At 40.3% G+C, this 15,777-nt stretch carries 8 protein-coding genes; 7 read left to right on the top strand and 1 reads right to left on the bottom strand.

Annotated features, from left to right (window positions below; all coding sequences use genetic code 11):
* The first annotated feature begins 4 nt into the window (after positions 1 to 4).
* The 7 genes from AC27I2_RS08660 to AC27I2_RS08630 all read left to right on the top strand — a co-directional run bounded on the left by AC27I2_RS08660 (position 5) and on the right by AC27I2_RS08630 (position 14,965).
* Complete coding sequence (locus AC27I2_RS08660) at positions 5 to 3,157, top strand: efflux RND transporter permease subunit (RefSeq protein WP_487204011.1); 3,153 nt, start codon at positions 5 to 7, stop codon at positions 3,155 to 3,157.
* A complete protein-coding gene (locus AC27I2_RS08655; RefSeq protein ID WP_487204010.1) occupies positions 3,150 to 4,562 on the top strand; it encodes a TolC family protein in 1,413 nt (470 codons plus the stop codon). Before AC27I2_RS08660 ends, AC27I2_RS08655 begins: the two co-directional genes overlap by 8 nt.
* A gap of 9 nt (positions 4,563 to 4,571) precedes the next feature.
* Positions 4,572 to 5,600 (top strand): zinc-binding dehydrogenase, encoded by a 1,029-nt coding sequence (locus tag AC27I2_RS08650; protein WP_487204009.1) that lies wholly within the window; start codon positions 4,572 to 4,574, stop codon positions 5,598 to 5,600.
* 460 nt (positions 5,601 to 6,060) lie between these two features.
* Positions 6,061 to 8,316, top strand: coding sequence for an acyl-CoA dehydrogenase (locus tag AC27I2_RS08645; protein WP_219422054.1), 2,256 nt, complete (start codon positions 6,061 to 6,063; stop codon positions 8,314 to 8,316).
* Between the two features lie 676 nt (positions 8,317 to 8,992).
* Positions 8,993 to 9,727 (top strand): hypothetical protein, encoded by a 735-nt coding sequence (locus AC27I2_RS08640; protein ID WP_487204008.1) that lies wholly within the window; start codon positions 8,993 to 8,995, stop codon positions 9,725 to 9,727.
* 187 nt (positions 9,728 to 9,914) lie between these two features.
* A complete protein-coding gene (locus AC27I2_RS08635) occupies positions 9,915 to 14,663 on the top strand; it encodes an RHS repeat domain-containing protein (protein ID WP_487204007.1) in 4,749 nt (1,582 codons plus the stop codon).
* A complete protein-coding gene (locus AC27I2_RS08630) occupies positions 14,660 to 14,965 on the top strand; it encodes a hypothetical protein (protein WP_487204006.1) in 306 nt (101 codons plus the stop codon). Before AC27I2_RS08635 ends, AC27I2_RS08630 begins: the two co-directional genes overlap by 4 nt.
* Before the next feature lie 123 nt (positions 14,966 to 15,088).
* Here the strand turns inward: AC27I2_RS08630 and AC27I2_RS08625 are convergent, their stop codons facing one another.
* Positions 15,089 to 15,406: a hypothetical protein gene (locus tag AC27I2_RS08625; RefSeq protein WP_487204005.1), complete on the bottom strand. Its 318-nt coding sequence runs from the start codon at positions 15,404 to 15,406 to the stop codon at positions 15,089 to 15,091.
* Positions 15,407 to 15,777: the final 371 nt, after the last annotated feature.

Below are 15,777 nucleotides of genomic sequence, written 5' to 3'. Positions count from 1 at the left end.
TTAGATGAAATTTTCACATTTTTTTATACAGCGACCCATATTTGCGGCCATGCTGTCGTTGGTCATTTTAATTGCTGGTGGTATTTCGTTATTCCAACTGCCGGTCAGTGAATACCCAGAAGTAGTACCGCCTACCGTGGTTGTAACTGCAAGTTACCCAGGTGCTAACCCAACGGTAATAGCACAAACCGTAGCAACGCCACTAGAGCAAGAAATTAACGGCACAGAAAACATGCTATATATGTTTTCGCAAGCAACCAGCGATGGTCGTATGACACTAACGGTGACCTTTGCATTAGGCACCGATTTAGACCGTGCACAAGTACAAGTACAAAACCGTGTAAACAGTGCATTGCCTCGTTTACCCGAGGAAGTGCAGCGTTTAGGCGTAGTCGCTGAAAAATCATCACCCGATTTAACTATGGTGGTGCATTTATATTCTCCTGAAAAATCACACGATACTGCGTACTTATCTAACTATGCAGATCTCTATATAAAAGATGAAATTGCTCGTTTATCTGGTGTGGGCGACATTCGCTTATTTGGCGCCGGTAAATACTCAATGCGTGTGTGGTTAAACCCCGATGCACTTTCTGCACGAGCGCTGACCGCGACCGACGTGGTAACTGCGCTTCGCTCGCAAAACCAACAAGTTGCAGCGGGTAGTTTAGGTGCTCAGCCTGTTTCTAACGACAGCCAATTTCAAGTATTGTTAAATGTAAAAGGCCGTTTAAACAGTATTGAAGAGTTTGAACAAGTAATTATTAAAGTGGGTGATGAAGGGCAAATAACACGCCTTACTGATATTGCCCGCGTAGAGCTTGGGCAAGATAGCTACTCACTACGTGCTGAGCTTGACTCGCAACCCGCATTAGCTATGCCTATATTTCAGCGCCCAGGCTCAAATGCAATAGAACTTTCAGACCAAGTACGAGAAACCATGGCGCGTTTATCACAAGACTTCCCTGAAGGTGTTGAATACGACATTGTTTACGACCCTACAGTATTTGTTCGTGGCTCTATAGACGCTGTTATTGCTACTTTGCTTGAAGCTATTGTGCTGGTTGTTATTGTTGTTATTGTATTTTTACAAACATGGCGAGCTTCTATTATTCCACTTATTGCGGTGCCTATTTCACTCATTGGTACTTTTGCGGTAATGCAGTGGTTAGGCGTATCTATTAACACTTTATCGTTGTTTGGGTTGGTACTTGCTATTGGTATTGTGGTCGATGACGCCATTGTAGTGGTTGAAAACGTTGAGCGTAACATTGAGCAAGGGCTTTCGCCACTTGAAGCAACCCGCGTTGCTATGAGCGAAGTAACAGGGCCAATTATTGCCATTGCATTGGTATTATGTGCGGTATTTATTCCAACGGCATTTATTACCGGACTTTCAGGTCAATTTTATAAGCAATTTGCATTAACAATTACTATTTCGACTGTTATTTCGGCGATTAACTCGTTAACGCTGTCGCCAGCATTAGCAGCACTGTTGTTAAAGTCTCACGATACTAAACCAGATGCATTTACGCGTTTGTTAAATAAACTATTTGGCCGCTGGTTATTTAAACCCTTTAACCGCGTATTTGACCGTGGCGCAAAAGGCTACGAAAAATTAGTTAAAAAACTAATTCGTATGAGCTTTATTGTAATGGTTGGCTATGTGGCCTTAGTTGGCGGAACCATTAAACTGTTTGACACGGTGCCAGGTGGGTTTATTCCACAGCAAGATAAGCAATATTTGGTTGCTATTGCACAGCTACCTGATGCAGCAAGCCTTGACCGTACAGAAGATGTGCTTAGACAGATGCAGCAAATTGCACTTGAAGTACCGGGTGTTGCTAATACGGTTGCCTTTCCTGGTTTATCAGTGAATGGTTTTACTAACAACCCTAATAGCGGCATAGTATTTACCCCGTTAGACGCATTTGAGAACCGTACAGATCCAAGTCAATCTGCCATGGCTATAGCCGCGCAGCTAAATCAGCGATTTGCAGCAATTGACGAAGCGTTTGTCGCGGTATTTCCACCGCCGCCAATTCAAGGTTTAGGCACTACAGGTGGCTTTAAACTACAAATTGAAGACAGAGCAAACAAAGGCTTCGAAGCGTTATTTAACAGTTTACAAACAGTGATTGGCAAAGCACAACAAGACCCAGCACTCATGGGGCTTTACTCAAGCTTTAGAATTCAAGTACCACAAATGGATATTGATATTGACCGCGAACAAGCGTTAATTCAAGGTATTGCGCTTGACGAAGTGTTTAATGCTTTACAAATTTACTTAGGTTCTGTGTATGTAAACGACTTTAATATGTTTGGCCGAACATACCAAGTAAATGCGCAAGCAGATGCTGATTATCGTCTAGACCCAGATCAAATTCTTAATCTTAAAGTAAGAAATCGCAAAGGGAACATGGTGCCATTAGGCTCAGTGCTGACGGTGACGCCAACAATAGGCCCAGATCGTGTAATGCACTACAACGGCTATCCAAGCGCTGAGTTAAATGGTAGTCCAGCACCCGGGTTTAGCTCAGATCAAGCACAGCTAGCAATAGAAGCTATTTTGGCCGATAACTTACCCACTGGGATTGAATATGAGTGGACTGAAGTAACCTATCAGCAAGTATTAGCAGGTAACACTATGGTATATGTGTTCCCATTAGTTGTACTCCTTGTGTTTATGGTTTTGGCTGCACAGTATGAAAGCTTGCGCTTGCCATTGGCAATTATTTTAATTGTTCCAATGACTATATTTTCAGCATTACTTGGCGTGTGGTTTGTTGGTTCAGACAACAACATCTTTACGCAAATAGCGCTCATTGTATTGGTGGCTTTGGCCTCTAAAAATGCGATATTAATGGTTGAATTTGCAAAAGATAAAAACGATACCGGGTTATCCCATATAGATGCCATATTAGCGGCGTGTCGTATGCGTTTACGCCCAATTTTAATGACATCAATTGCTTTTACTGCGGGTGTTATACCGCTTGTACTTGCAACTGGAGCGGGAGCAGAAATGCGCCATGCAATGGGGAATGCCGTATTCTCAGGGATGATTGGCGTAACCGTTTTTGGGTTATTATTTACACCTGTGTTTTACATGCTCGTTGTAAAGAAAAAAAACGACGCACAGGAGTTGTCAAATGACTAAACCAATAACTAAGCAATTTAAAACACAGCTAACGGTTGCCACTGTGTTAATGGCTGCATTTTTGTCTGGCTGTGCAAGCAAAATAGATACACGTAGCGAGCAAAATGCAATTAACGAATTTGTTGCAAATGCTGCAGTAGCTGAACAAATAAGCGGTGCAGACGAAACCAACTGGTGGCTGGGGCTTGAGTCTAAGCAACTCAATCAATTAGTAACAGATGCTTTGGCTAAAAACTACGACTTAAAAACAAGTCAGCTTGTGCTTAAAAGCGCATTAGCTAGGCTGGGTGAGCAAAAAGCACAATATTTACCGCAAGGTGGTATTGAAATAGGCGCTCAAAGAAGTGGCTTAGGTAATACAAATACACGCCAATCAAGCGCTAATTTTGCGCTTGATTGGCAGCTTGATTTATTTGGGCGAATTACTGCTTTGGTTGATGCAGCGAATACATCAGCCATGAGCCAAGCAGAGCAAGTTCGCTTATTACAAATTGAAGTTGTCTCATCCGTTGTAAAAGGGTTTGTAAGCTATCAAGGTAATGTTGAAAAACAGCGTATTATTAGCCTGCAAATAGAAGCACTTGAGCAAAGTATTGATGTACTACAGGCACGTGTTGATGAAGGCGTTGCAAGCGAACTTGATTTAAATCGAACTATGGCGCAATTACGTCAGCAACAAGCGTTAATTCCCGCCATTGAGTTTGCAAAGTACAGTGATTTATCAACCCTTTCAGTGCTAACCGGTCGTTTAACTCAAAACACCAAGTTGACTAACGAACAGAGCGTTTTAACCAACAAGTTTAACGTAACACTTGCTAAGCCAAATGCCGCTATTGCATTGAGGCCAGATATTAGCCGTGCACTTTATGATTTTAGCCAAGCCAACAGCTTAAGTGTGGCTGCAAGTAAAGCATTGCTTCCAGATGTAAGCCTAAGTGCTTTTGCAGGTGTGCTTAGCTTAGGCAGTAATGGGTTTAGCGACACACAGCAGCAGTGGCAAATAGCACCTCAATTACAATGGTCATTATTAAGTTACCCTGCTCTTTTAGCACAGCGCGATGCGCAGCAATTATTAAGTGAAGCAGCCTACAACGATTATCAAAACATTGTTCTTAAAGCACTTAGTGAAAGTGAGCTCTCGTTGCAGGGAATGGTTAATCAGGCACAGCAAAAAAACTTTGCAGATGAGCGTTATGACTTTGCTAATAAAGCCTTTTTACAGGCAGAGGCCATGTATGAGGAAGGTCAAATTCCTTATCTAGAGTTGTTAGATGCCCGTCAGGATGTTTTAATAGCGCAAGAAAATGCAGTTGAAACAACCATTTTATCGTTACTTGCAAAGGTCAATGCGTACCAGTCATTTAATGGGCGTTGGAGCTATGCATTAAGTAACACAAATAAGTAGAGTTTAACGATGTCTGATACTGATATTTTAGCGCAAAATACTATACCGCAAACAATGCGTGCCATTGTATTAGAAACGCCTAATGAGCAAATAAGTTTAGCTGACATTGAGATACCCGTACCTGAGTGTTCAGATAACGAGCTATTGATAAAGGTAGAATATGTTGGCTTAAACCCTGTTGATGGGCATTTTGCAAAATCAGGTTTTTGCTTGTGGCAGTACCCGCATATTTTGGGGCTAGATGCGGTGGGTGTTGTTGTAAAAGCAAGCAAAGGGATCTTTCCTAATGTGGGTGAGCGTGTTATGTGGCATGCAAACGTAGGTGGACAAGGGGTATTAAGTGAATACACCAAAGTACCTAACTTTGCAGTATCTGTTGTACCATCAACTTTAAACCCAGCCGTTGCTGCCGTACTGCCTTGTGCCGGAATGGCGGCGCTTATTAGCCTCGATAAAATTAGTATCACAGAAGGTCAAACTGTATTTATTGACGGTGGTGCTGGCGCTGTGGGCCAGTTTGCTATTCAGTATGCTAAACAGCGAGGAGCCGATGTATTTGCAACTGCTTCTAAAAAAAATCACAAACTTGTTAAACAGCTCGGCGCGGATGTTGTGTTTGACTACAACGATAAAAAGTTGTGTGAAAAAATTCGAAGGGAGCTGGGCCCGCAGGGATTTGATGCAGTTATAGATACCGTGGGTGGCGAGTCTACAGCGCGAAATATCGAACTAATGCGATTTTGCGGCAAAATAGCCTGTTTAAATCCATTGCCATGTTTTGACCAAAATTTAATGTATAAGCGTGCACCTAATATTAGTGTTGTGTCGCTTGGTGGTGCATGGTTGGCTAATAGTTTGTGTGCCCAACAGCGTTTAAGCTTTATGGGCAATTTGTTAATAGAGGGAGCTAATAATGGCGACATTAAAGCTCCGACCCTAACGCCTGTTGAGTTTAACGCAAGCGCGGTTTCTAATGCTCTAAATACACAGTTAGCGGGTGGATTTACCGGCAAGCAAGTCGTACAAATAGGCTGTTAACACGCTTTAGTTAATACAAAACGCAGCGTATTTAAGCTGCGTTTTTTATGCCTTTTTTCTTGTATATTTATTTTAATAAGCCCAATCGTGCTGTGCATTTTTATAAAAAACGAATGATCTCATAGCACATAATTAACGTGTTAACTCTCCTTGTTTTATCCAATAAATCAGGCTTATATTTTTAAAACTAAAGCGCGATCTATTTCAGAAAACAATTCAAAAAAGCGGGCATTATTCTCATGATCTATTATTTGATGCCTTAGCGCGGCGTTTTATTCATCAATTTTTAAAAAAATACTATTTTCAGCGTACAAGTGTAAGCCTTTGTGTTTCAACAGTTTACGTTCGGGTAAAGAAAATAATTTGAAAAAACTGTTAATTAATTGGATAGAGTAATTGATCTAAAGCGATTTTTATGACGTAATGTAGGTATTATTTATCTGGTCGGATGAGTTCAATCATGAGTTTACGTACAAAGTTAAAAAAAGTTTTACCAAGTATTTCTATCACTGAGCAAGAAGCGCTAGACGCGGGTGATGTATGGCTTGAAGGTTCTATCTATCAAGGTAAGCCTGATTTCAGTGCATTACGTGATGTTCCAGCAGCTACTTTAACAGCTGACGAGCAAGCATTCCTTGACGGCCCTGTACAAGAGCTATTGGGCATGATTGATGATTCAGTTATTCAAAATGGCATTCACTTACCAAATGACATTTTAGAATTTTTGAAAAAAGAGCGTTTCTTCTCGCTTATCATTCCTAAATCGTTTGGTGGTTTAGAGTTTAGCCCTTACGCTAATTCAACAATTGTTGGCACAATCGCGACTAAAAGTTCTGCGGTTGCTGTAACGGTAATGGTACCTAACTCATTAGGTCCGGGTGAACTACTTCTTCATTTTGGTACACAAGAGCAACAAGCGCATTACTTACCACGCTTAGCAAACGGTACAGACATTCCATGTTTTGCATTAACTAGCCCAGAGGCGGGTTCTGATGCAGGCGGTATTCCAGACGTTGGTAAAGTTACTAAAGGTATACACAATGGCGAAGAAGTACTTGGCCTTGAAATTACATGGGACAAGCGTTACATCACACTTGCACCAATTGCGACTGTTCTTGGTTTAGCTTTTAAAGTTGTTGACCCTGATGGTTTACTAGGTGGTAAAGAAAACTTAGGTATTACCTGTGCACTTATTCCAAAAGAGCACCCAGGTGTAGAACTTGGTAACCGCCACGATCCAATGGGTATCCGTTTTTATAATGGTACTACACGTGGTAACAAAGTATTTGTACCAATGGATTTTGTTATCGGTGGACAGAAAAACATCGGCCGTGGTTGGCAAATGCTGGTTAGCTGTCTAGGCGCTGGCCGTGGTATTTCATTACCTGCGCTAGGTGTAAGTACAGCGCAAGTTGCACTTAAGTCTGCATCTGAATACGCAGCAGTGCGTGAGCAGTTTGGCTTATCAATCGGTCAGTTTGAAGGTATTCAAGAAAAGCTTGCTGACATTGCGGGTAAAACATACCTACAAGAAGCAATGCGTGTACTGACAACTGAAGGTTTAGGCATGGGCTTAAAACCATCGGTAGTAACTGCAATTGCTAAATACCACATGACAGAGCTTGGCCGTGATGTGCTTGATTCAGCGATGGATATTCAAGCAGGTAAAGCGATTCAAAATGGTCCGCAAAATACACTAGCTAGTGGCTATGTTGCACAACCTATTGCAATTACTGTAGAAGGCGCAAACATTCTTACTCGTAACCTGATGATTTTTGGTCAAGGTGTTATGCGTTGTCACCCATATTTACAATCTATGGTTGAATCAATCCACAGCGACGACAAAGGCGCTGATGCAGAATTCAACGGTATTTTACGTAAAACAATTGGTTACAGTACAGCAAACAGCTTACGTGCATTCCGCTTAGGTGTATTACCATTTACAGCTGGCGCAAGCTCAGCATTACCAGAAGTACGTGACTACGAAAAAGCAGTACACAAACTATCTGCAAAACTTGCAGTATACGCTGACTTCTCGTTGTTAGTACTTGGCGGTAAATTAAAGCAAGCTGAAATGCTATCAGCACGTTTAGGCGATGTAATGAGCTTCTTGTATGCAGCTATGGCATCAATCAAATACTACGAGCAAAAAGTAGCGAGCAGCGAGCGCGAGCAAGCAGCACCTTACTTCCACTATGCAACTCGCTTTGCACTACAAAGCGCAGAAGAAGCATTGCACAAGTTCTTAGATAACTTCCCTGCAAGTGGTACTCGTAAGTTTATTCGTTTTATTACGATGAACTACTCAACTAAAATGCCAAAAATCAGCGATGATTTAATTCGCGAATTAGCTGAACAAGCACAGCTTGATACAGCCTTTAAAGCGCAAATAACGCATTTAGTTAAGCCTATCGAAGGTGACGGCCATCACATTAACGAGCAAGCTTACAAAGCTAAAATTGCATCACTAGCTGAACTTGCAAAAGTTAAAAAAGCACTACGTGCAAGAACTATCAAGCCAGGTGCTCGCTTTAGCATCACCCTTGAAAACGCACTTGCTGCAAACGTAATTACAGACGCTGAGTTTGCTCAGTTAATTGATTACAACAAAAAGCGTGAAAAAGCGATTCGTGTTGATGAGTTTGATTTTGATATGAACATATTAGATGACAACGCACAACCAGTTAACCCACTTAAAAGTGTTGTTAACCAGTAATATTTTGAGTTAATTTAATTCAACAATATCAGCGCCCAGCAGTTCGGGCGCTTTTTTTTGCGTGTAGAAATACTGTTATGATTATGCTAATAATAATCCGTAGGCGAAGTAGGCAAGCGACTTCACAAGAGAGTTAATGTGGAAATCTAAACAGAAAACGACGAGCGAATATCAGTAACTGCAAAAGCTACTAGCATAGAGCTTGAATGACTAACTAAAAATAAAAGCTGTAATCATGCCGTTATTTCCATGCATGTAGTTTGGGTTTAACGCTATAGACGCCCACTTAATGAACGATGTGCGGATGATGCTATAAAAAGAGATAAGTTTTAGCCAAAAGAGCAAGCACAGTCGCGCAGTTTTATTTGCTAACAGGTTAAAAGTTATCATATGCTTTTTTACTGCAAAAAAGCAGAGAATATAATTGAGGTAAAAAATAGGGTTGTAAAATTGAATGTTTTTAAATAAGCATGCAATAGATGTTGCTGAAATGTATCTTTCATAGAAAGTGATGATTGTAGATGTTAAATAAAAGTAATAATATATACTTGTCTCTTTTTAAGGAAAAAATATGTTTTATAAGGCTAACAAACGAATAATTCCATCACCTCTATATCTATACTTACTGATCTTCAGTTCCGTTAGCTTCGCTGGTGGGTTCCCCTTCCCAGGTGGAGTGGATATATTTGAGACACCGGAAACGCCCACCAATTTTAATTATGCCCGTAACGGCAGTAGCATTAATATATCATGGAGCGGAGGAACTGATGGTAGCAACGTCAGTTTTTCTTACGCTTCCTCAACAGCGCTTTTAACCCGCTCTTTTGGTTCATTACCGTGTAATGGCAGTTGTGATACTTCTAAAACATTTACGGTTGAGGTGTCTGAAAACGCAGGTGCTTACCGTGTTCTTACATCAAGTAATACATATAATAATTATCGATTCGAACTAACGGGCAAACAAAATTATCGCTTTAGAATTAAAGCAGTGAATGTGTATACGTTCAACACCCCGTATACCTATAAAAGCAGTGGTTACTTAGTGAGCCCACTTATTGCAGCTCCCACTCAAAGTAAACTAAACAAACCGGTTATTTCTCCCAGTAGTGCCAGCATTTCAGCAAGCACTGCAATATCAATCAGTTCATCGCAAGGTAGCTCGCATCATTACAAATTAGTGAATATAGGCACCGTATGTGGCACATCAGGGTTTAGTCAATACACGGGCACATTTACATTAAGTGCAAGTAAGCGAATATGTGCAAAAGCCATAAAAAGTGGCTGGATAACCAGTGATGTGATCTTTAAAGATTTTGATGTAAACAATACAAAAAAAATTATATTCATTCATACAGATTTATTAGGAAGCCCCGAGGCTGAGACACAAGGATTAATAAGTAATGGATTATAAAAAATATATATCAATATCAATTACTATTAAATTTAACTTATTAACGGCTTTTATTGTATTGTTTAAGGATAAAACGAGTACTCATATGCATTCTTTAAGTAAAAAAGTACACAAAAAAGCTATGTTACCCACTTTTAAATCTTATGCCTTTAAACTAAAAAATCTTACTTTAGTCATGTGTTTATTGATGTTTAGCTTACCAAGTTTTGCAGAAAATTCTCTACTGATTGATATAGACGGTGGCTCTCAGCAGCAAATGGCAGAGCCTGAACTATTTTCTAAATCCTCAGAAACAACCGCACTTGATTCATCGATGAAACCGCTCACCGTAGATTCTTACGGTGATTCTATCGACCCTTATTCCGGAAGCTTATCTTTCTCTCATACCGACGTAGTTCTTCCTGGTAATTCGCAATTAGAAGTTGCAATTCGAAGGAATGTTAGTCAAGCAACCAAATATCATCCGCAACAGAGTGCAGGTTTTGGTGACTGGGAGCTTCAATTACCAAAAATTTACAGAAAAGTAGTGCAAAAAGTGCTCTACGATAGCAATGGCTGGACGAGTACAGAAAAAATAGGAAATAATATTGTTCAATTTGGGCGAGAGCAACCTTCGTGGCAGAGTAATCGTTGTTCAGCTCGCGATGCTTCGGGAGGCTATTATCAATTACCAAATCGATGGGCTACTGCTGATGGAGGGGTTAGTTTAACCCCTAACTGGAACGCTCAGATAATAGTGCCTGAATGGTTTTACGGTGAGGAAACGTATTCCAATGGTACATATATCTCAATCCCGGGTCAAAGCACTCAAGAAATACTGGATAGCCCTAATGGCAATTACTGGGGCAGCAATACCAAGAAAATAACTAAGAATAACTGGAAATTCGAATGCATAAGTAGTGTTATTGGCGGCGGGCAAGGCTTTATCGCGATTGCACCAAATGGTGACCGTTGGAAGTTTAATAAGTTAGTATTCATGCAAGCTCCGTACATCAGAATCTACCCAAAAGGTAAGGGTGGTGCTAGTACGATATACAGTATTACCGGCGCGAGTTATGCCACAATGCTAGCCACCGAAGTAAAAGATGTTCATGGTAATTGGGTCCGATACTCTTATGAAAGTGATGGTAAACTGAAGAAAGTCTACGCAAATGATGGCCGTGAAATTACTGTTCAATATAGTGGAGATAACATCTCGACGGTATCTACGCAGGGAAGAACATGGCAGTATGACTATAAACCTGCAACAGCAGTAAGACCTTCCATTTTAGAAAAAGTAACTCTGCCTGATAACCGGTATTGGTCTTTTGACTTGGGGCGCCTATATTTCGAAGCACTCATTGGCGAAGCTTGTAAACTACCTGATTTTACTGTATCAGTGACAAGCCCTTATGGCAGTACCGCCGAGTTTGAATTAGCTGAGACTGTGCGCATAAAGCCCAGTCGCATTAATGCAAGGAGTATTAATGGGAGGTGTTCTTATGATCCGACATCTCCAGGTTGGGCTTACAATAGTGGGTGGGATAAGGTTTATGAGACCGTAAGTGTCACAAAAAAAATGGTTGACGGACCAGACTTACCAAATTACTCTTGGGATTTCGAGTATGATGGCCCGAATGTGTCCGTCACAAATCCTGACCAGAGTAAAGTGAAGTTTGAGTTCTATACAAACGGAGCCGGTGAGGGCAGAGCCAAATACCAAAGGCACTTCAGTAAAGCCAACGAACTAGTTAGAACACATTATTTCGCATATCAATTTGGGCCCGAACTAGGCCAGACTTTTCGGGGCGCTTATCCTGGTTTGAGATATAAAGGAGATATCAAAAGAAGCAGGTTAATCGAGAAAAAGGTTACAGAAAATGGCGACTCTTTTACTACTAGGTACAGTAATTTTGACAGCTTTGGATTTTATCAAACTACTAGCGAATTTAACAATTTTAGTACCAATAAGCGCTATACAAAACAATTTTATCAACATGATATATCTAATTGGGTTCTAAATTTACCCACGATAACTAAAGTATCCAAGGATGGGCAAAGCTATACAGAAACCAAACGTATTAACTATAGTACTTTTCCAAATAACTACTTTTCGAATCAACAATTACCTTCAAAGGTTTATATATTTGGTCAACTCCAGCGTACATTCACTGATTATACAGATGAAGGTAATGTGGGGCGAATAGAGTTTAACTCTAAGCATTCAGTAAGCAACGTGAATAGGTTTATTGAATATGCAAACTACAAACGCGGTGTACCGCAGCTCATCACAGTTCCTGATAGGTTTACAACAGGAAACATGAATGCGAGTAGAGCCGTTGATATCAATGGTTGGGTGACACGGATAACCGATTTTAATGGTGTATCAACCAATTATACCTACGATGCGATTGGCCGTATTAAATCAGTAGATTTAAGCAATGATGCTGCTTATGGTAATTGGTATGACACATTATATACGTGGAATGATAATACAAATACGCGGACTATTTCAAAATGCACGCTAAATAGCGCACGAACAGCTTGCAATGATGCGGTTGCCTTTAAAACCACCGAGCAATACGACAACCTACTACGACTTACTCAACTAAAATTGGAAGATAGCGCAAAGAGTGCCGCAGAAAATAGTATTCGCTATCAAAATTATAAGTATGACTACTTAAACCAGCCATTATTTCAATCACACATGAGCAGTAACGCGCAAGAGAATAAAGGTGTTCGCTCGGTGTACGATGCGCTCGGCAGAATGAAAAGCCGAACAACCAGCGGCATGGGGACAGTCAATTATGCATACCTATCAGGTAACAAAATTGAAGTAACGGATGCAGAAGGCAACGCAACAACCACGACTTATCAGGCATTTGGTTCACCGACTTATAAGCGTGCAATTTTAATAGAGTCACCAGAGCAAGTTACCACATCACTCGACATTGATGTTTTTGGCCTGACTCACTCTATACAGCAAACAGGCCCTAATAAATCAGGTGCATTAACCAGTACCACTGAAAACCGCTACTATGATAGTAATAAGCAGCTTTGTTTAACAACTCGCCCAGATACCGGTAACACGTTATTTAATTACAATTTATTAGGCGAAATAACATGGAGTAAAACAGGGGTTAGTAATACCGAGTGTACCTCTGTAATACCAAGTCAACCTACACGCTATAGCTACGATAATCTAGATGATTTATATCAAGTTGATTACCCAGATAATTCAGGCGATATAACGTATGAGCGCGACAATAATGGCAATATCATCACCTTAACAGCGGGAGACGTGACGCATCGCTATAGCTATAATAATCAAAACCTATTAGAAGATGAACAGTTATTCGTCGGTAGCGAGCAGCCTTTAATGCTCAATTATAGTTATAATGCCTTACAGCACACATCGCATATAGGCTACCCAGATGGAACAACCGTCACGTTAAACCCAAATGGCTTTGGTGAACCAACAGAAGTACAAGCGTATAATAGTGGCAACGTTGCCTTAAGTTTTGCCAAAAACGCTGAATATTATGCAAATGGCATGCTTGATTCATTCACTTATGGTAATGGCGTTACCCATAAAACCACCTTGCATGCAGATAGCTTATTACCCAAACAGCTTAAAGACACCGGCCCCACAGGGTCAAGTATTCCAAGCACGGTGATGTCACTCACTTATGACTACGACCATAATGCAAATGTGACATCTATTATAGATGGTCAAAACAGCGCCTATAGTTTAACTAATTTACAGTATGACGGCCTCGACCGTTTAACCCGCACGATAGGTGGCTCCGGTATTGGCTCAAGCACGTTACGCTACGATGGTTTAGGCAACATCACCTACTACCAAAGCAAAGGTAAAACACTTAATTATACCTACGACTATACAAAAAACCGCTTAAGAAGTGTAACAGGCGTAAGTGGTCGGTATGGCTCAATAGGCTATGATACCCGCGGAAATATTACTAACAACGGCGCATATAGTTTAGATTTTAATGCGGCCAATCAACTTACCACAGCGAAAGGTAATAGTTATTTATATGATGGTCATAACCGCCGCGTAAAACAGACCGATGGCAATGGCACCAGCTATTCAATGTACAGCCAAGATGGTACATTACTTTACAGAGAAAAAGGCGACACCATCACAGGCAACGGCACTAACTATATTTACTTAGGTAAAAAACTGATTGCTAAATATGGTGATGTTACACCGCAAACAGTGAATGAAAGCCGCCAGCATACTCGCCCATTTGGTGAATCGATAGAGGCTCCTAAAGATGACTTAGGCTACACAGGCCATAAATTCGACACCGATTTAGGGTTGAGTTATATGCAGGCACGATACTATGATCCAGTTATCGGGCGTTTTTATTCTAATGATCCTGTTGGGTTTACCAATGTTCATACGTTTAACCGTTATGCTTACGCAAATAATAATCCATATAAGTATGTTGACCCTGATGGTCGTGAGGTAAAAGTCCAGTGGCACGAAGTTGCACTTGGCGATTCTCACACACTTATTCGAATAAAACCTGACAATCAATCTGGATTAGATAAAAGCATATATTCTAATGTTGATACAGATGGAAAGAGATACGCTACTCTAGGCGCTGGACCTGAAGGATTTTTAGGAGAAAACTTAGTAAGTAATATCAACAGAGAAAATGATGCAGCACCACATACTGGTGGGTTAGATGTTAAGATTCCTAGCGCATATAAGAATGAAGATGCGTTTATTAAAAAACTGTTTGAATTAGATAAGAACTATGATGATAAAGCTGATTATGATTTCTTTCCAGATAATACAGAAGAAGGTAACAATTCTAACTCTTATGTTTCAGGTATATTAAAGGCCGCAGGAGCAAAACCTCCTACGCCCAATACCTCAACACCGGGATACGATAAACCATTGGATAAAAAGGAGTTTGAAAAGAAATGACGTTTCTTAAATATCCAGTAACATGGTTAACAGCTATTGGTGCTTTTTTTAGTGCGGTAATTAAGTTTGCCGAAATTCAATATGATGACTCAGTTGTAGCTTTGGTTTTCATGGTTATATCAATGGGCTTAAGCTTAATCATTGGTTTAGCTGAAGAATTGTTACTTTTACTAAATACTGAAATTGTTACTAACAACTCTTTTATGTTAGCCATTCTACTTGGAATGACTGTAGCTTACGTTTTAGACATCGTTTTAAAAAGAGTGATTTTTTTAATTCGCTCAAGAAAGCTTCCTGAATAGTCTGGAAAACCACAGTTAAATCCAAAGCCTCGCCCTGTGGTTACCTGAAGGTTTGCACTCGCGGGGCTTTGTTTTATCTGGCTTTTGTGGCTTTGAGTTTGTTTTCAAGGCAGGCTGAGCGCCTCAATGAAAAAATCCGTTTGGTGCCAAATTCAATTGGGTGATCTGCTCAGGGCTGAAGCCGTGGCGAAGTAGTTCGAAGTCCTTTAATTGCACCTTAGTTTTTTGGCCCTCGCCAATAACTTGATAAAGGCTACCGCTAGCGGTTTTGATTAGCTGATTGTGAGGTGAGATCTTTATAATTTTAGATGTGCTAATGTAGTCGCCAGTTTTGAATCTGTAAGTCATGTCATCAACACATATACCCCACAGAACTTTGCCCACTAATTCCTCTTCATTAAAAACAGAAACGATATGCCAGTCTTTTACAATTGTGTTCATAGAAGGCTCACTTAGCTAAGGATTGATGGCCTAATCATAGCGGATCAAAATTTAAAATTTTGGTAAAACCGTGGAAGTAATCCTGAGTTTTTGTCGCATTTTGATTAAAGATAAGTTTTCAAATTGTAAATTAATAATAAAGATCTTCGATCAAATACTGATTTATACAGTGGGCTTTGACAGTTAAGTGGTAAATTTATTTCGGCAAGGTGGTAAAACTTTTTCGCAGAGTAGGTAAAATTTTATCGGAAAGCTGGTAAAAAAGGTGCGGAATATACATATGTATATTCCGTTAAAACCTACCATCACAACATCATTGACCTACCAAAAACAAAGATGACACCCATCCTAAAGTTTGTATTTTTCGTATT

It is taken from the genome of Pseudoalteromonas sp. NH0006-46 (assembly GCF_057547735.1).
This window is presented reverse-complemented; position numbering and strand designations above follow the sequence as displayed.